Below are 18,124 nucleotides of genomic sequence, written 5' to 3'. Positions count from 1 at the left end.
CCACTTTGATCTAGCAAATCTGCCTTCGAGAAGCGGACGCTTGCCGCATCGATTGGCGAAGCAGATAAGGAAGGAACGGAGTTCGTTAGCGGCCGTCGAGCAGAAGCCCAACTTCATTAACAGCCCGCACCTTCCGCTTCAGGATCGGTTCGCATCGGAGCACTCCGTCGGTCAGTGGCCGACCGGCAAACCCTGAATGGTCGGTCGTGAGCCGACATCTGTGAACAAGCGGTGTGGTCGATTGCAATCACCCATGTGTTGCGCGCAGGTACCTTATGGCGGTGGATGAACTGGATTTGATGATTTTACAGATGGCGGTCGAAAGCGTCCGCTCGCTCTCCTTAAGCTTCGCTGAAAAGGCCGCCGAGGTAGCCACCAGGAGCCGCGGCATCCTGCTTTTCGAAGTGCGGATCGACGGTGACGCGGAGGTCCAGCGGGTCGCAGCCATCCGATATCAGGGCGACCAGATCGGCGTGCTTGCGTTGGACAGACAGGGCCTTGTTACCCACCATTGCATCGTCAACGGTACGTTCTCACATTTCATTGCGCCCTTGGAGAACTGGCACAGCATGCCCCTGTCGATGCAGGCCAAGGTCGATGCCAACGCCCATGCCAGTCTCTTCCTAGGGGCATTGCGAAATGCCGGACATATGCCGGGCAGCTAGCATTTGGCTACAATGCATCTGTGAATTTTTGCATGCGCATCGCTGCCGACCGCCGGCATGATTGTCGTGCTCGAAAACGGCTGCGGCGATCACGGCAAAGCGATCGCCGCGATGATGGCGATCAACGCGTGGGCGTTGCATCGATGCGCGATACAGAGGTCTCGACCTGGCATCGAGCAACGTGCACGGAGGTACGCAAAGCGCAAATGCATGAAGTAGTTGAAGGGACGAGCCCCTCATGCAAATGGAGCTTGCGCTGCCGCTGTCGTCCCATCGTGCCGCCGAACTCGGGGCGTGACGATCGACCACGATGCCTATTTTTGCAAAGTCGAATGTCCCAATTCCGAAGCCAAGGAAAAAGCTCCGACCACAGCGAAGAATAGTAACAACACGGGCGACCGAAGCCGCCTTGCCCTCTGGCAGTGGAGGTGCTTGCGGTGCTCTCACCGACACGAGATCGCAAATGGCACGTGGATGAGCACCAGAACTGGCGACACCCATGGTGATCGGCTTGACTCGCTGGAGGAAGCACAAGGCCTCGGCGGGCAGAGGCGCAAGCGACGGTCGAACACTGGCTGGCTGCTCGGGATCTGATCGAAGCGTAGTCGGTAGTGCCCTACCTCGATGTTCCTAGAAGCGCGCCGGCAGCCTGGGCGGGGGGCTTGGGGTTAGACTGCCGACGCACGCCACTCATGAAGAGCGGCCCCTTTTCGCGGTTCGGACACCCATAGTCAACCCGGCAGCGTCTGGATGCCCGCTGTGCTCTTTTCAGAGCGGCGCGCGATGCCGGCCATGTCGGCCGATCCTGCCTAGGACGGTGGGCCACTCTCGTCGGCCGAGTTGATGCTCCAGCCAGTATCGCTTTGCCGACCAGCATGAGTTCGCCGTTAGCAATCCATCGTCGCAAGCCGATGCTATCGTGCACGTGTCGCAGCACTCCGGGCGGCTATATTGCCTAAGACAGCATGACGAAGCGTTGCAACTTCCTGTTCGGCGAGCCCGTGTGCAGTTCCTGAATCGGACAGTGGACGAGAATTCTCTTGGCGGTACTGCGCCAGAAGGCATTCGCGTCCAGCGCAATCAAGCGACGACTATCAGCCGCAAACTTCACATCACAAGAGCGGTCTTCCACCCATTGCAGATCATCCGACTGATCAGGCGGCGTGCGATATGTCCGACTCTGCCTCAAGGATTCCCACAGGTATGGACAGCGATCTCGCTATCCGATTCCGATAGCCCTTGTTGTACCTTAGACCCCGCTCGATGTTTTGGATTTCCTGAGCGGCAAGCCCGCACGCCACCGCGAGATCCTCGATTGAATACCCAAGGTGCTCACGATAAGCGCGGATGATGTGGGTCCCCTGCGACATAGCCGTCAAGACTGGCTCGGGAATGCGCGAATCCTTCATAAACATCTCCAAGAAGATGGGAGCGCCTGACAAATCGGGAGATTTCTTCCCCGACCCTGGCGCACACCCAGCAAATCAAAAAAATGGACGTCCATTCGGCCGGACCGGCCTCATCCATGGAATGGGCCACTTGAAATTGGCAGCCGGGTCGGAATATGGCGGCTCACCTGCTTCTGATCAAGTTCCAAGAACCTGCCCGCCCTGAGATGGCCTGATCGGCTGTAGCGCATTCGACCTGCGATCCTACACGACTGATTCTCGCCGATGGCTTTCTTGAACAAGCAACTCGAACTCCCCCCTGACGCCTCCAGTGGCTATTCGCGGCACCGTCCATCCAGCCTCGCGGACGCTGATACCTTCGACCAATTTCCACCGCCGATGCAGCGAAAGACGCGCTTGTGCTTGAATCACACATCGATCACCGCTGTTAACCAAATTTTTTAAGCCGCCGATGCTTGTTCGGAGGCCGAAAGGATGAGGCGCCCGAGGAAACAGCCGAAAGGGCCGCAGGCTTTTGTGCTGACGTCGGCTTGAGCAAACTCGATCCGGCTGCCCTGTGCAATCGCCTGACCGGCCGAAAAAAGGATGGCGATTGTCATGATGCGGCGACCGCGAGTTTCCCGAAATTGCAGCAAACAATGGTCATCCGGATTTCATCCGAGCTTCGGATCCAGACAGGGGGTAGCGCTTTTCGATGGACGAGCATCGCCACCTATAAAGGTTCACAATCATTCGACCGTGACCGATTTTGCGAGATTGCGCGGCTGGTCTACATCTGTGCCCATGAAGAGGGCCGTGTGGTAGGCAAGAAGCTGTATCGGCAGCGAGAAGATCATCGGCGCGATAATCTCGTCGACAGCCGGCAGCACGAGCGTGTGCATGGTGTCGAGTTTCGATGCGGCTGCCCCTTTTTCATCGGTGATGAGGATAATCCGCCCTCCACGGGCAGCCACTTCCTGCATGTTGGAGACGGTCTTGTCGAAAAAGCGATCATGGGGCGCGATGACGATCACTGGCATGTTCTCGTCTATCAATGCGATCGGACCGTGCTTCAATTCACCCGCCGCATAGCCCTCGGCATGGATGTAGGAAATCTCCTTGAGCTTCAGCGCACCTTCCATCGCTAGCGGGAAACTGGTGCCACGGCCGAGATACAGGACGTCACGACACTTTGAAAGTTCGCGCGACAGGAACTCGATCTCCGGCTGGATGCTGTTGAGTACCTGGCCCATGACGCGCGGCACTTCGGCGAGGCTCCTGACGAGCGCCTGCAGCTCGTCTTCGGTTACGGTCCCGCGGGCTCTGGCGGCGCCGATTGCGAGTGCGGCTAGAACGGCAAGTTGGCAGGTAAAAGCCTTGGTGGAGGCGACGCCGATCTCCGGTCCGGCAAGGATCGGGAAGACCGCATCGGCCTCCCGAGCGATGGTCGATTCGCAGGCATTGACGATAGCGCCAATTTTCAGCCCATGCTCCTTGCAGTACCTCAATGATGCGAGCGTATCGGCGGTTTCGCCGGACTGCGAAATGAAAAGAGCCGCCGACTGCGGCGACAACGGGATCTCGCGGTAACGGAATTCGGACGCAACGTCGATTTCAACCGTCAGGCGCGCATAGCGCTCGAACCAGTATTTTCCGATCAGTCCGGCGAGATAGGCGGTCCCGCAGGCAGAGATCGCCAAGCTCGGGATCCTGGCGAAATCGATGCCAGAAACCATGTCGGCGCGATTCTGTATGATGTTGCTATAGTGACGGAGAGCATGGGCGATGACTTCGGGCTGCTCGTAGATTTCCTTCTCCATGAAGTGGCGATGGTTGCCCTTGTTGGCCAGATCGGCCGCGGCCGTGGAGGTATGGCGCGGACGCTCGACGGGATGGCCCTCGACATCGAAGATATGGGCGCCCGAATTGCCGACAACGGCCCAGTCGCCCTCGATGAGATAGGTAATTTCATTGGTGAAGGGAGCAAGCGCGATCGCGTCGGAGCCCAGGAACATCTCGCCGTCGCCGTGACCGATCGCCAGCGGTGGTCCGTTGCGCGCCGCCATGATGGTCGACGGATCATCTTCGAAGAGGACGGCAAGCGCATAGGCGCCCCTGACGCGTTTCAGCATGGCACGCATCGCCTCTTGCCGCCTCATGCCCTCCCGGCGGTGTCTTGCCAAGAGATGCGCGACGACCTCGGTGTCGGTGTCGGTCTGGAACTCGGCGCCCGCCGCCGCCAATTCGTCCTTCAGCTCGGTGAAATTCTCGATGATGCCGTTATGGACGACGGCGACACCGTCGGTAAAGTGCGGGTGCGCATTGCGTTCCGTCGAGGCCCCATGGGTTGCCCAGCGCGTGTGGCCGATGCCGATGTTGCCGCTCAGCGGCTCTTCCTTCAGTCTCCTCTCGAGATTGACGAGCTTGCCCTCGGCGCGCCGGCGGTGCAAGGCACCCTCGGTGATCGTCGCAACGCCGGCGGAATCATAGCCGCGATATTCCAAACGCTTCAACGCGTCGACCAACCGATCCGACACCGGCTGTTGCCCAACGATGCCAACAATCCCGCACATGTTCGGTCTCCGCATTCTTGCCGGCAGCTTCAGCCCACGCGAGACGGATACCCATCCGGCCGCTTTCATCGAGGATCTTGTAGTAGTATTCGGTAATATTGGTACAATTGATTGTAGGGATAACTACCATCCACCCCATGGATGAGCCGGGGTTGTGGGCCCTGATCTAAACTTCTCGTTGCGCCTGACGCTCTCATGACCGAACGCAAGCCCACACCCCGCGGCACGAAGGAACAATCGGCCATGCGCGACCATCCCGGCTACGCACCTGACCACGAATCGCCGCCGCTCGTGATCACGCGGTGATCGGCATGATCACAAGCACTGTAGTTAGGCAGCATCAGCGACGCAGGATCGGCATCATCATCATCGGCAACGTCGGCGGCGTCGGCGCCGTCGGCATGATTCACGTGTTCGCCACGTTGATCATAATCATCGTCGCCGCCGATCAAGTCTCTGATTGCCTGCCGCTGTTGACGCGGCTTTCGCCGGTAGAGCTTAGCCCGCGATGGTCTATCAATACGCTGTTAGTCGGCATGGCCGAAACCGAGAGTCAGGCGGCGCAGGCCACAGAGCACGTTCAGCGACCATTTCAGTCAGCGCCGGCTTTGTCGGGGTTCGTAACGGTCATCAGGATTCTCGGGGCATGAATGCACTATCACGAAAGCGTTGGTTCTCAGTGCTTCGTCCGTATTACTCAAACCCGATTCCCGCAGCGGAAGAACTAGGCGCGTGTCCGTTTTGTACAAGGCACAATAGCAGTGAGAAATGGAGCTTGATGCCTGCGCGTTTTCGAATAAGACAATCACGAAGCTGTCACCCCAATTACATCAGGAACTGTCTGTAGCCGCCGCCCATCAGGTAGCGGCCACGTTGGATGGCGCGACGCACCTGATCGCGAAGATGGCTACCTGGATGAGACCAATCTTCTTCGACACGGCGTCTCCCGAACAGGGCAATGGCGATCTCCTGATGAGATGCTCCCGCAAGCGAGCCATCCAAAGCCTGGAGCACGTTACGCAGACGCCCTCCGCGGGGTTCCGCCGGAAAGCAAGCGGCTGCCAGGCGGCCGCTACCATTGATGTCATTCAGAAATTGAAGGGCAGCGACATGCAACTTCAAGTGCCGCAGCGGCACGATTGCGTCCACATATAGCCGCAACGGGCGGAGAACGGAGGCACCGGAAACGGCGATCTGCAGACTCCGGCAGTCCTCCCTCAGCAGCACGTGCTGCACGCCGGCAGGTGCCAGCAGGATGTCCTTGCCGCATGAGAGCGAAAGAAGATCGAGCGTTTCAAAATCGTGGTCGAGCCCAACCGGCTCCGCGGCCGCTCGCAGGACACGGGCGCAGTCGCGCGGATCCCAAAAAACGCTTGCCGACGTGGCGTCCAATTGTGGCGCATCCGCGAAAAAGCAGGCTCCATTGTCTTAGGAAAGATGATCCTGTCGTCAACTCGATTATCTTCATGTCGGCCTGGGCTCCGACAATGCAGGCGGACGGTGCAATCTTGGCGTGGTCGCGCTGGAATTGCGGATTGCGCCGAAGAAACTCCCAGGCCCAGGCCGTGCGTGGCAATCGTCTGGCGTAGTGGTAAGCTTCGTGACGACGCCAGTCCGGCCAGCATGCGTGACCGACCGGCCCATCCGTGGGCAGACGAGCATTCTTCACGGCTCAGCGGTCCGCAATGGCGCTATGCTGACAGGCCTAGAACCGGTTGCCACAGTACCGGTCCGCTCAGACGTCCCCTGCAGCGGATGCGCAAAAGATTCGTGTGGGAAATCTCGAGAAATCCGGCCACCGCCTCCGTTTTGCCGACGGACTTGGGTTGTCCGATGCGCGACAATGGCCACGTCGCGAGGCGAAGGATCCGTTCCATGCGCGTATCCGTCACCGTTACTATCCGGGTCAGATCCTTGGCCAAGCCGAACTCGATCATGCCGGCGAAGAGCTCGTAGGTTGCTTGGGCCAACCCGCCCGCTGCCTTGGGCGCTGACGGAGGAAGATCGAGCGCGAAACGACTGCTCTCCCATATGTCGGGGGTCGAGGGCACAACGTCAGCACCCAGCAGCACCGAGAACGTGTCGCGCAACATTGTGGGTCCGGTGCTGGGCAAAAGACGCACGCAACCGCGAATTCGCCAATCGGATCCCTTGAGAAGCAGATAGACAGGCTTCAGGCCATCAAACGCGTCGGTTTCCATTTGGTCTTCGGCGTCAACTTCCCAATCGAGCCTTTCCTTGAAGACCCGATACCTGAGCCCGTGCATCTCTTTGAGCTCGCTTGCGAACTCGCCGTAAAGGTCCGGTGTTATCAGCTGCATCATGGTCGCCTCCGTGCGGGATGTGTTCCCGCCATCGAAGGGCAAAGCTGACAGCGATGCAGCCTGTAGACGTTTACAGCTATCGTGGCGGAAGAATCAGGATCTCGCCTGGCCGGAGGCAGCCAGCCGTGCAACGGCCTGGTTGATCGTTCGAACGCCAAGCTTTGCTTTGGCGTTTTCCAGATGAAAGGTCACGGTGCGCTTTGAGACGCCGAGAAGCTGGCTGATATCCCAAGCCGACTTGCCGCGCGCCGCCCATTTCAGGCACTCGAACTCCCGCGGGGTGAGCGTTACGCCATCCACCACGCGATCGTCGGCGAGCCTGCGCCGGACATGGATATGAAAGTTGATGGCCACCAGCTGCAATGCTTTTTCGTACCGTGCCAGTGACCGCAAAAGAGGCGGACGGGACTCGTCGGAAGCAAAGGTCAGGGCAGCAAACCGGCCGCGATGATCATGCATGGACATCGTCAGCCCGCCGCGGATGCCAAACTCAGCCGCACTCTCAAGAATTTGTTGCTGCGAATTCGGCAGACAGTGCCGAGCGCGATCCACACCCCAATCAAAGGTATCCCAGCCTTGCAGCCCGCGCAGGATGACCGGATCAAGACTGTGGTACCGCTGTTGCAGATAACGTGATGTCCAGGATGAAGGATAGTTTGAGATCAGTTGCGGGGCGTCGCCGGAGGCCGACGGGTAAGTGAAATAGGCGAATAGCGGAAAGTCGAAGCCGGCTGCAGCGGATGCCATTGCCTCACGGAGATCGACAGCATCAACACTTGCAGACAGTTGCTCGACGAAGTTCTCAAACACGCGATGCATTTGCGCTTTGCGTAACCTCCGTGATCGCTCGATGCCTGGCAGAGACCTTGTTTTAAACGATCCCGGACGGATACAGCGCGTGCCGAGAACTCCGTTAGTCTGTTGAAACAATCCGTGATATTCTGACGTTGTCTATGAGCCGTGTGCCGCCGAGCCAGGCCGCGACAAGCAAGCGTGCCGGTTGGTCAAGGCTTGTCATCGGTCGCAGATCTGCCTCGTCGCGAAGTTCCAGGTATTCGACCTCGCGATAGCCTGCAGCCAGAATTGCTGCGCGCGCTTCGGCAAGCGTTGGCAGGACGGGCGAGCCGCGGGCAAGCCGCTCAGCCGTCTCGAGCAAGACCGATGGTAGCTTAGGGGCAACAGCACGCTCCGCTGGCGAGAGTCGGACATTGCGCGATGATAGTGCAAGACCGTCGGCTTCGCGGACTGTCGGACAGGGAACAATGGTGATTGGAATATCCAGGTCCCGGACCATGCGCCTGACCAGGTGAAGCTGCTGAAAGTCCTTTTCGCCAAAGAAGCCGACGTCAGCGCTGGTCCGTAGGAAGAGCTTGGCGACGACCGTCGCCACGCCATCGAAATGGCCCGGCCGGAAGGCGCCGCACAGGCCCTCGCTGACGCCGGACACCGAAACGGTCGTGGCGAAGGCCGCCGGGTACATCTCCTCTGCATCCGGCGCATAAAGCAGGTGCGCACCAAGCGGTGCCAGCTTGGCGGCATCCTCGTCCTCGGTGCTCGGCGGATACGCGGCGAGATCGGCCTGGCTGTTGAACTGCTTCGGATTGACGAAGAGCGTCACGATCACCCGGTCGGCCTCCTCGATTGCCGCGCGCACCAGGCTGAGATGGCCCTCATGCAGGACGCCCATGGTTGGCACCACGGCAATCCTCGCGCCCTGGCGGCGCCATAGGGCGACTGTTTCGCGAAGCTGGGCAACGCTCCTGACAATCGGCACGCTCACGCTGCTTCTCCGCTCTTGATGGCGTCCGCGTCGGCGGGCTTGGGCGCATCGGCAAACACGTGCTCGGCGGCCGGAAACTGGCGCTCCTTCACTTCCCGCGCATAGGCCGCGATCGCAGCCGCAGCGGCCTCCCCCAGTTCAGCGTAGCGCTTCACGAATTTGGGCCGGAAGTCGCCGAAGAGGCCCAGCATGTCGTCGACGACGAGAATCTGGCCGTCACAGGCTGCCGAGGCACCGATGCCAATGGTCGGGGTCGCCACCTCCCCGGTGATCCGGCGGGCGAGCGCCTCGGGAACCTTCTCCAGCACGACCGCAAAGGCGCCCGCTTCGCTCACCGCAAGCGCGTCGCGCCTGATGCGCTCGGCATCCCCGCCTCTGCCCTGCACGCGGTAGCCACCGATGGTGTTGATCGCCTGCGGCGTCAAGCCGACATGGGCCATGACCGGCACGCCGCGCGCGGCGAGGAAGCCGATCGTCTCTGCCATCGTTTCGCCGCCTTCGAGCTTGACGGCCGCGCAGCCGGTCTCGGCCATGACGCGCGCGGCATTGCGGAAAGCCTGCTCGGGGCTTTCCTCGAAGGAACCGAACGGCAGGTCGACGACCATCAGCGCCTGCTCGAGGCCACGGCGCACGGCCTGGCCGTGCGTGATCATCATCTCCAGCGTCACACCGAGCGTCGAGGGCAGGCCGTGGAGAACCATGCCGACGCTGTCGCCGACCAGCACCACATCGCAATGGGGATCGACAAGCCGGGCGACTGGGGTCGTGTAGGCGGTAAGGCAGACGAGCGGCGTCCCACCTTTGCGCGAACGAATATCCGGCGGTGTAATTGCCTTGGTGTCACCAAACGCACTCAATGGACCCTCCTTCCCCAACGTTACCAACCGCGGGTGTCGCGTTTGCCACATTTTTGTGCAAGTGCGAAGAGCAAAAAAATGGCCGTGCAGCTGTGCGGTGTTGACGTGCGGACAGGCGCGCTTACACTTAAATCGATTCAGGCGCCCCCGAGCTGGCCAACCACTTTCGCGAACATGGACGATCAGGCAATAGGACCCAGGAAAGACAGAGCCGCCGTCAAGGCCGACGAAGTCAAAGTGGACCTGATCGCCTTTGTCGTCGCCGTTAACGACAGTGAACCCTGTGTCCTCACCATTGGCCAGGCGGACACCCTGCCCTCCGGACCATTTGCGCTTGAGCACCGATCGCTGCAATCCGGTTTGAGGGGGTGGGTCGAGCAGCAGACCGGCCATCCTCTGGGGTATATTGAGCAACTCTACACCTTCGCGGATCGGGATCGCATCGGCGCCGAGCGCCAGCAGCGCGTCATCTCCATCAGCTATCTCGCATTGACCCGCAAGGAACAGGCAGCTGGCTCGCCCAAGTGCGGCTGGCAGAGTTGGTATGAATATTTTCCATGGGAGGACCACCGCTCCGGCACGCCTCAGGTCGTGCTGGACGTTCTGCGACCGCGCCTGATTGAATGGGCAGACGGCGTCAGCGACGCGGCCACGCGACGTGAACGCTGGCAGCGGGCGACGATAGCCTTCGGCTTCGACAATCGCCTTTGGAACGAGGAACTCACGCTTCAACGCTATGAGTTAGTCTACGAAGCAGGCCTGGTCCAAGAGGCCGGAAGCGGACGGGACGCGACGCCGCCTCCGCTGGTGCCCAGCAAGTCCATGGTCGCCGATCATCGCCGCATCGTGGCGACCGGCATTGCGCGGCTGCGCTCCAAGATCAAATACCGGCCGGTCGTCTTTGAGCTGATGCCGCCGGTCTTCACGCTTTTGCAGCTGCAGCGAACGGTGGAGGCGCTCGCCGGCAGGCTCATCCACAAGCCGAACTTTCGCCGCCTGATCGAGCAGCAGGAGCTGGTCGAAGAGACCGGAGAGGCCACCACGGAGACCGGCGGCCGGCCAGCGAAGCTTTACCGGTTCCGCCACGCCGTTCTCGACGAGAGGGTCATCGCCGGGACAAAATTGCCGCTGGCCCGGGGTTGACATCCCTTATACTCACAGCAAGTATATGCTGGTTATTTTCAACTAGAGTATAAGCTGGAGGGGTCGATGAGCGCCATGCTGCCTACGGCCGCGTTTCTCTACGAGCGGGTCCGACGAGTGATCCCGCCGATCGAATGGCCGGCTTTCGTCGAGGATATCGAGGCGATCCTTGCACTGAAGCGCGAGCGCAACGCCATCATCCTGGCGCACAACTATCAGACGCCCGAGATCTTCCATTGCGTGGCCGACATCGTCGGCGACAGCTTGGCACTGGCCCGCACGGCTGCGACGATCGAGGCGCAAGTCATTGTGCTGGCGGGCGTGCATTTCATGGCCGAAACGGCCAAGCTGCTCAATCCGCAAAAGACGGTGCTCATTCCCGACCTGCGGGCAGGCTGTTCGTTGGCGGAATCGATCACGGCAGAAGACGTGCGCTTGATGCGCCAGCGTTATCCCGGCGTGCCGATCATCACTTATGTCAATACGTCGGCCGAAGTGAAAGCCGAGTCGGATATCTGCTGTACATCCGGCAACGCCAAGGCGGTCGTCCAATCCCTTGGCGTTCCCCAGGTGATCATGTTGCCGGACGAATATCTGGCCCAGAATATCGCCGCCCAGACCGATGTGCAGATCATCGCCTGGAAAGGGCATTGCGAGGTGCATGAGCGCTTTACACCGGCCGACATCCACGAGTTGCGCGAAAGCCATCCCGGCGTGATCGTGCTCGCGCATCCCGAATGCCCGCCCGACGTCGTGGCTGAAGCAGATTTTTCGGGCTCGACCGCTGCCATGTCCGACTATGTCGCAAGGCAAAAGCCGCCACGTGTCGTGCTGATGACGGAATGCTCGATGAGCGACAACGTCGCGTTAGCGCACCCAGAGGTCGAGTTCATCCGGCCCTGTAATTTGTGCCCGCACATGAAACGGATCACGCTTGCCAACATCCGCACTGCGCTCGAGCAGAACCGCCATGTCGTAACCATCGAACCCGGGATCGCCAGGCGCGCGCGGCTTGCGGTCGAACGGATGCTGGCAATTTGAACGCCGATGTCCGCAGCTTCTTCGGGCGGCCCATCATCATCGGCGGCGGCATCGCCGGACTGATGACCGCGCTTCAACTGGCGCCGGAGCCGGTGCTTCTTATGTCCAGGACGCTGCTGGGAGCTGACACTTCGAGCACCTGGGCACAGGGTGGTCTGGCTGCAAGTTTCGGCGAAGACGACGATCCGGCACTGCACCTGGCCGATACGCTTGCCGCGGGGGATGGTCTCTGCGACACAGACGTGGCGACCCGCATCCTCCAAGCCGCGCCCACGGCGATCGAGGGGCTTGCGGGCTTTGGGGTTCCCTTCGACCGCACGCCGAAAGGATCACTGTGCCTCGGATTGGAGGCGGCACACAGCCGACGTCGCATCGTTCATGCGCATGGTGACGGCACCGGGCGTGAGATCATGCGTGCCCTGATCGCGGCTGTGCGTTCCACTCCGACGATTGTTGTCGTGGAGGGCGTGGAAGCGCGCCGGCTGGCGGTGCGAGAGAATGCGATCCGAGGCGTCTGGGCGAGCTGTTCGATCGGACCTTTCTTCTTCGGCTCACGGCGGGTCGTCCTCGCCACCGGTGGGATCGGGGGATTGTTTCTCGACACCACCAATCCTTGGGGCAGTTGCGGACAGGGCCTGGCGCTTGCGGCCCGCGCTGGAGCTGTCCTTGCCGACCTCGAGTTCATCCAGTTCCACCCGACCGCGCTTGACGGCCCGGAACGCCCTATGGCGCTGGTCAGCGAGGCCGTCCGCGGCGAAGGTGCTGCCCTGATCGACGAAGCCGGCCAGGCTTTTCTCCAGAGCGTGCCAGGGGCGGAACTTGCGCCTCGCGATGTCTTGGCGCGCGCCGTCTGGAACCATCTTGCCAACGGCCACCGTGTTTTTCTCGACGCGCGGCAACGGCCTGGCCCGGAATTTGCTCGACACTTCCCGACAATCGCATCAGCCTGTCGTGGAGCGGGCATCAATCCCGCGCGCGATCTCATCCCCATTCGTCCGGCCCAACACTACCACATGGGTGGCGTTGCCGTGGACGGCTCCGGTAGGACCTCCGTCAAGGGGCTGTGGGCCTGCGGCGAAGTCGCTTCGACAGGACTGCATGGCGCCAACAGGCTCGCCAGCAATTCCTTGACCGAGGCCGTCGTGTGCGCGCGCTGGGTCGCTGAAAGTGTCGCCGGAACGCCTGCTCGCAGAACAAAGCCTGCGTTTGCGGACGTTTACCCATCGCCCGCTCCGATTCCGGTGCGTGGTTTCCTGTCGCGCGCACTCGGCATCATCCGGGATGGTGAAGGTTTGAAAGCAGCCGCACGTGCCTTATTGCCGCTCGCCGAAAGCAAGGACGCGGCCTCGGATCCGGCGGCTGTCGGGCTGATGATCGCGGTTGCCGCCTTGTTGCGCGAAGAAAGCCGCGGCGCTCATTACCGGACAGATTTTCCTCATCATGCGACTGTCGCCCGACGGTCCGAAATCACCCTCGAAGCCGCCTTGGCCGCTGCGCGGGAACTCGGACACTCGCCAAGCCTCGAAGGGGCAAAGTGATGACGCTCTCACCGCTTCCCACGGTCATGCTTGAGCCGCTTGTAAGGGCAGCTCTTCTTGAAGACCTTGGCAGAGCCGGCGACTTGTCCACGCAGGCCATCGTCCCGAAGGAACACCAAGCGGGAACCGTGCTGGCGGCGCGCCAGTCCGGAGTTGTCGCCGGCCTCGATCTGGCGATGCTCGCTTTCCGCTTGATTGATCCTGATGTCGAAATCTCGGTGGAGCGGGCAGACGGCTGCAATGTCATGGATGGAGAGGTCATTGCATCAGTGGTTGGCCCAGCCCGGGCCATTCTCACAGCCGAACGGACGGCACTCAATTTTTTGTGTCATCTGAGCGGCATCGCTACAGCAACGGCATCGATCGTCGCTGCGGTTCGTGGATATGGCGCGAAGATCGTCTGCACGCGCAAGACGACGCCCGGATTGCGGGCAGTCGAAAAGTATGCCGTGCGGGCAGGTGGCGGATCCAATCACCGCTTCGGCCTCGACGACGCAATTCTGATCAAGGACAACCACATCGCCATCGCAGGCGGCGTTCGCCCGGCGCTCGAGCGAGCACGAAGAGGGGCCGGTCATTTCGTCAAGGTCGAAGTCGAGGTCGATACTCTGGGCCAGTTGGAGGAGGTACTTGGCTTCGCTCCCGATGCGGTTCTGCTCGACAACATGTCCCTCGCCGATCTTCGCCGCGCCGTCGCAATCGTTGGCGGCCGTGCTATCACCGAGGCTTCTGGCGGGATCACATCCGACACAGCGCGAGCGATTGCCGCGACCGGCGTTGATCTGATTTCGGTCGGCCGACTGACCCACAGCGCGCCGATCCTGGATATCGGCCTCGACTATCGGGGCTCATGATTGTCTGAGGAACGAACAGGATCGGGTCAACTGTCCTTTCCGATCGTCAGTCAGACAGCAAAGACCCCGCAAGGCAGAACCGGAGGAACAGCATGGACATGCAAACAGCCAGTCCAACGCAGACATCGCCACAGGCTCAATCCCCTGACCCTGGAGCGTGGACCCTGGAGAAGGCTCAGGCACTTCACGATGCCCCCTTCAACAATCTCCTCTTCCTCGCGCAAACCGTGCACCGCCAGAATTTCGATCCTAACAGGGTCCAGCTCAGCCGGCTTCTCAGCATCAAGACGGGAGGATGCCCGGAGGATTGTGGCTATTGCAGCCAGTCGGCGCGTCACGAAACCGGGCTGAAGGCGTCCAAGCTGATGGAGGTCAGGCGCGTCATCGCCGAAGCGGCCAAGGCGCGTGATGCCGGCGCCACCCGTTATTGCATGGGCGCTGCCTGGCGAAACCCCAAGGCGCGCGACATGAATAAGGTCGTTGCGATGGTCGAGGGCGTGAAAGCGCTCGGCATGGAAACCTGTATGACTCTCGGCATGCTCGATCTTGAGCAGGCCGCTCGCCTCAAACAGGCGGGTCTCGACTATTACAACCACAATATCGATACGTCGGAACGCTACTACAGCGAGATCATCAGCACGCGGAGCTTTGCCGACCGGCTCGAGACGCTCGAGCACATTCGCCAGTCCGGCATCAAGGTCTGCTGCGGCGGCATTGTCGGCATGGGCGAGGAGCCGGTGGACCGGATCGACATGCTGGTGACGCTGGCCAATCTGCCGGAACATCCGCAAAGCGTTCCGATCAACATGCTGATTCCGATCGCCGGCACGCCGCTTGCCGACGCCAAGCCCATTGAGCCGATCGAATTCGTGCGCGTGATCGCGCTGGCGCGCATCATGATGCCGAAATCGCATATCCGTCTTTCCGCCGGCCGCACGGCCATGACCGACGAGATGCAGGCGCTGTGCTTTTTTGCCGGCGCCAACTCGATCTTCGTCGGCGACACGCTGCTGACGGCGGACAATCCCGGCGAGGACAAGGATACCCTGCTGTTCCGGCGCCTCGGCATCGAGCCGATGGAACTCGAGGCGCAATGAACGGGGCACAGCTTGCCCGCTATGAGGCGACGTTGCAGGGACTCGCGCGCAAGGACCGATTGCGCACGCTGAAGCCGCGCGCCGGGCTCGACTTCTCGTCGAACGACTATCTCGGGCTTGCCGCCTCCAAAAGACTGGGCGAAGCGGTTGCGGCGGCGATTGCGCGGGGCACGCCGGTTGGCGCCACCGGGTCGCGGCTGTTGCGCGGCAATGCGCCGGAACACGAGCAGCTCGAGGCAGACGCGGCGATGTTCTTCGGAGCCGAACGCGCGCTGTTCTTCGGCAGCGGCTACATCGCCAACTTCGCTCTCCTGACCGCACTGCCGCAGAAGGGCGACCTGCTGGTCCTCGATGAACTCGCCCATGCCAGCATGCATGAGGGTGCGCAGGCCGGGCGCGCACAGTTCGTGCTGGCCGCGCACAACGACGCCAACGCTGTCGAGTATGCGATCACGCGTTGGCGCGCCGAAGGCGGCATGGGATGCGTCTGGATCGCGGTGGAAAGCCTCTACAGCATGGATGGCGACTGCGCGCCTTTGGAGAGCCTCCTCGCACTTGCCGATCGGCACGAGGCATTCATCGTCGTCGACGAGGCTCATGCCACCGGCGTCTGGGGACCGGATGGCCGCGGGCTGGCCGCCGCTTTCGAGGGCCGCGACAACATCATAGCGCTTCATACATGCGGCAAGGCGCTCGGCGCATCCGGCGCACTCGTGACCGGACCGCGAACGCTGTGCGACTATCTCGTCAACCGTTGCCGGCCATTCATCTACGCCACCGCGCCATCGCCGCTGATGGCGGTCGCGGCGCGCGAAGCGCTCGCCATCCTGTCCGACGAGCCCATGCGGCGTGTTCAGCTGCATGAACGCGTTGCCCTCGCAGGCCGCCAATTGGCCGATCGCTGTGGCGTAAAGCCCAGCGGCTCGCAGATCCAGCCAGTTGTCATCGGCGACGTCAGCCGCACAATGGCGGTGGCGGCGGCACTGCAGGCCCGCGGCTTCGACATACGCGGCATTCGTCCGCCGACCGTGCCCGAGGGCACATCGCGCTTGCGCATTTCGCTGACGCTCAACGTCGACCAAGCCGCCATTTCCGCCATGGTCGAGGCGCTCGTCGAGGTGTTGGCCCAGACATGACCGGAGGCGACATGACCAAGCGGATCGTCATCACCGGAACAGACACCGGAATTGGCAAGACGGTGTTTTCGGCCGGGCTTGCCGGCCTGCTTGACGGTTTCTACTGGAAGCCGGTGCAATCGGGCCTCGACGGCGAGACCGACAGCGAGGCGGTTGCGCGGCTTGCCGGGCTGCCATCGGGGCGCGTGCTGCCGGAGGGCTACCGCTTGAAGAGCCCGCTTTCGCCGCATCGTTCGGCCGAAATCGACGACGTCTCGATCGAGGCTGCCGATCTTTCATTTCCGGTCCTGCCGACACCACTCGTCATCGAAGGCGCCGGCGGGCTGATGGTGCCGCTGAACCGCCGGACAAGGTTCATCGACATATTCGAGCAATGGCAGTTGCCGGTCATTCTGTGCGCCCGCACCGCGCTCGGAACAATCAATCACACCCTGCTGTCGATCGAGGCCCTGCGGGCGCGCGCTATCCCGCTGATCGGCGTCGCCTTCATCGGTGACGAAGTGGCCGACACCCAAAGAACGATCGCGGAATTCGGTGATGTGCCGCAACTTGGCAGGCTGCCGCACCTCGATCCGCTGACGCCCAAGACGCTGAGGGACGCGATGATTGCCGGGTTCAACCTCAGCCTGATAGCTGGAGGCGGATGATGTCGCAGTCGCAGGTCTGGCATCCCTTTACCCAGCACGCGCTCGAGCCGGCGATCCCTGAAATCGTGCTGACCGAGGGCGCCTACCTCCACAAGGCCGACGGCTCCCGCATCCTGGATGCCATTTCCTCCTGGTGGGTCGTCACACATGGCCACCGCCATCCCCGCATTATGAAGGCGATCGAGACGACCGCCTCGAGCCTCGACCAGATCATCTTCGCAGGTTTCACGCACGAGCCTGCCGAATGCTTGGCCAAGGCGCTTGTCGGACTCGCTCCCGCCGGACTCGACTGGGTGTTCTATTCCGACAGCGGCTCGACCAGCGTCGAAGTCGCGCTGAAGATGGCGCTCGGCTATTTCCGCAACATCGGCGCGCCGCGCTCGCGCATCGTGGTCATGGAGCACAGCTATCATGGCGACACCATCGGCACTATGAGCGTCGGTGCCCGCGGTGTGTTCAACGCCGCCTACGAACCTTTGCTGTTCGAGGTCGACACCATTCCCTTCCCTGCCGCCGGGCGCGAACAGGAAACACTGGATCGTTTCGAGGCCGTCAGCCGCGACCAGCGCGCCGCCGCGCTGATCGTCGAGCCGCTGGTGCTTGGCGCCGGCGGCATGCTGATGTATCCGGCCTGGGTTCTTACCGAATTGAAGAAGCTCGCTGAGGCCTCCGGCACGCTGCTGATCGCCGACGAGGTGATGACAGGCTGGGGACGTACCGGAACTATGTTCGCCTGCGAGCAGGCATCGATTTCTCCGGACATCCTGTGCACCTCGAAAGGCTTGACCGGCGGCACCATCCCGCTGGCCGCAACGCTTGCCACCGATGCGATCTTCCAGGCTCATTATTCCGAGGACCGGAAGAAGACATTTTTCCACTCGAGTTCCTACACTGCCAACCCGATTGCCTGCGCTGCCGCACTCGCCAATGTCGAGATCTGGCGCGACGAGCCGGTGGCCGAGCGCATTGCGAACTTGGGCGCGAGGCAGGCCGCCGGGCTTCGGCGCTTTCGCGACAATCCGTTCTTCACCGACAGCCGGGGGACCGGCACGATCGCGGCCCTCGATCTGCGCGCCGGCTC

General features: G+C 61.7%; 18 protein-coding genes. 10 read left to right on the top strand and 8 right to left on the bottom strand.

What is annotated here, in order from left to right:
• Positions 1-275: 275 nt before the first annotated feature.
• Positions 276-665, top strand: coding sequence for a hypothetical protein (locus NKH36_RS30115; RefSeq protein ID WP_352964230.1), 390 nt, complete (start codon positions 276-278; stop codon positions 663-665).
• 1,154 nt (positions 666-1,819) lie between these two features.
• Here the strand turns inward: NKH36_RS30115 and NKH36_RS30110 are convergent.
• Positions 1,820-2,035, bottom strand: coding sequence for a helix-turn-helix domain-containing protein (locus NKH36_RS30110; RefSeq protein ID WP_245277737.1), 216 nt, complete (start codon positions 2,033-2,035; stop codon positions 1,820-1,822).
• 767 nt (positions 2,036-2,802) lie between these two features.
• On the bottom strand, positions 2,803-4,626 hold the full coding sequence (gene glmS / locus NKH36_RS30105; RefSeq protein WP_352964227.1) for a glutamine--fructose-6-phosphate transaminase (isomerizing): 1,824 nt from the start codon (positions 4,624-4,626) through the stop codon (positions 2,803-2,805).
• Between the two features lie 302 nt (positions 4,627-4,928).
• Here glmS and NKH36_RS30100 point away from each other — a divergent pair, with 302 nt between their 5' ends.
• On the top strand, positions 4,929-5,276 hold the full coding sequence (locus NKH36_RS30100) for a hypothetical protein (RefSeq protein WP_352964225.1): 348 nt from the start codon (positions 4,929-4,931) through the stop codon (positions 5,274-5,276).
• Between the two features lie 175 nt (positions 5,277-5,451).
• Here NKH36_RS30100 and NKH36_RS30095 read toward each other — a convergent pair whose 3' ends face one another.
• From NKH36_RS30095 to panB, 6 genes are all read right to left on the bottom strand, one after another.
• Positions 5,452-6,018: a DUF2285 domain-containing protein gene (locus tag NKH36_RS30095; RefSeq protein ID WP_352964223.1), complete on the bottom strand. Its 567-nt coding sequence runs from the start codon at positions 6,016-6,018 to the stop codon at positions 5,452-5,454.
• On the bottom strand, positions 5,921-6,295 hold the full coding sequence (locus NKH36_RS30090; protein ID WP_352964220.1) for a transcriptional regulator domain-containing protein: 375 nt from the start codon (positions 6,293-6,295) through the stop codon (positions 5,921-5,923). Before NKH36_RS30090 ends, NKH36_RS30095 begins: the two co-directional genes overlap by 98 nt.
• A 22-nt stretch (positions 6,296-6,317) precedes the next feature.
• Positions 6,318-6,950 (bottom strand): acyl-homoserine-lactone synthase, encoded by a 633-nt coding sequence (locus NKH36_RS30085; RefSeq protein WP_352964218.1) that lies wholly within the window; start codon positions 6,948-6,950, stop codon positions 6,318-6,320.
• Positions 6,951-7,043: 93 nt separating this feature from the next.
• Entirely contained in the window at positions 7,044-7,769 is a 726-nt protein-coding gene (locus tag NKH36_RS30080) for a LuxR family transcriptional regulator (protein WP_352964215.1), read from the bottom strand.
• Between the two features lie 94 nt (positions 7,770-7,863).
• Positions 7,864-8,730, bottom strand: a complete 867-nt coding sequence (gene panC, locus NKH36_RS30075; RefSeq protein ID WP_352964212.1) for a pantoate--beta-alanine ligase — start codon at positions 8,728-8,730, stop codon at positions 7,864-7,866.
• Entirely contained in the window at positions 8,727-9,587 is an 861-nt protein-coding gene (gene panB, locus NKH36_RS30070) for a 3-methyl-2-oxobutanoate hydroxymethyltransferase (RefSeq protein ID WP_352964210.1), read from the bottom strand. Before panB ends, panC begins: the two co-directional genes overlap by 4 nt.
• 174 nt (positions 9,588-9,761) lie before the next feature.
• Between panB and NKH36_RS30065 the strand changes: the two genes are divergently transcribed.
• From NKH36_RS30065 to NKH36_RS30030, 8 genes are all read left to right on the top strand, one after another.
• A complete protein-coding gene (locus NKH36_RS30065) occupies positions 9,762-10,730 on the top strand; it encodes an NUDIX hydrolase (RefSeq protein WP_352964258.1) in 969 nt (322 codons plus the stop codon).
• Between the two features lie 66 nt (positions 10,731-10,796).
• A complete protein-coding gene (nadA, locus tag NKH36_RS30060) occupies positions 10,797-11,771 on the top strand; it encodes a quinolinate synthase NadA (protein ID WP_352964207.1) in 975 nt (324 codons plus the stop codon).
• Positions 11,768-13,309 (top strand): L-aspartate oxidase, encoded by a 1,542-nt coding sequence (locus tag NKH36_RS30055; RefSeq protein ID WP_352964204.1) that lies wholly within the window; start codon positions 11,768-11,770, stop codon positions 13,307-13,309. The genes nadA and NKH36_RS30055 overlap by 4 nt, the downstream gene beginning before the upstream one ends.
• Positions 13,309-14,163, top strand: a complete 855-nt coding sequence (gene nadC / locus NKH36_RS30050) for a carboxylating nicotinate-nucleotide diphosphorylase (protein ID WP_352964201.1) — start codon at positions 13,309-13,311, stop codon at positions 14,161-14,163. Before NKH36_RS30055 ends, nadC begins: the two co-directional genes overlap by 1 nt.
• A gap of 98 nt (positions 14,164-14,261) precedes the next feature.
• Positions 14,262-15,260: a biotin synthase BioB gene (bioB, locus tag NKH36_RS30045; RefSeq protein WP_352964256.1), complete on the top strand. Its 999-nt coding sequence runs from the start codon at positions 14,262-14,264 to the stop codon at positions 15,258-15,260.
• A complete protein-coding gene (locus NKH36_RS30040; RefSeq protein ID WP_352964198.1) occupies positions 15,257-16,396 on the top strand; it encodes an 8-amino-7-oxononanoate synthase in 1,140 nt (379 codons plus the stop codon). Before bioB ends, NKH36_RS30040 begins: the two co-directional genes overlap by 4 nt.
• An 11-nt stretch (positions 16,397-16,407) precedes the next feature.
• On the top strand, positions 16,408-17,043 hold the full coding sequence (gene bioD / locus NKH36_RS30035; protein ID WP_352965645.1) for a dethiobiotin synthase: 636 nt from the start codon (positions 16,408-16,410) through the stop codon (positions 17,041-17,043).
• Positions 17,043-18,124 (top strand): adenosylmethionine--8-amino-7-oxononanoate transaminase (locus NKH36_RS30030; RefSeq protein ID WP_352965643.1); only part of this gene is annotated, 1,082 nt, incomplete at its 3' end. The genes bioD and NKH36_RS30030, both read left to right, overlap by 1 nt.

The sequence above is a fragment of the Mesorhizobium sp. M1312 genome, from assembly GCF_040318115.1.
Classification (GTDB): domain Bacteria; phylum Pseudomonadota; class Alphaproteobacteria; order Rhizobiales; family Rhizobiaceae; genus Mesorhizobium.
Note: the sequence above shows the minus strand (reverse complement) of the source record. Positions and strands in the feature narration are given on the sequence as shown.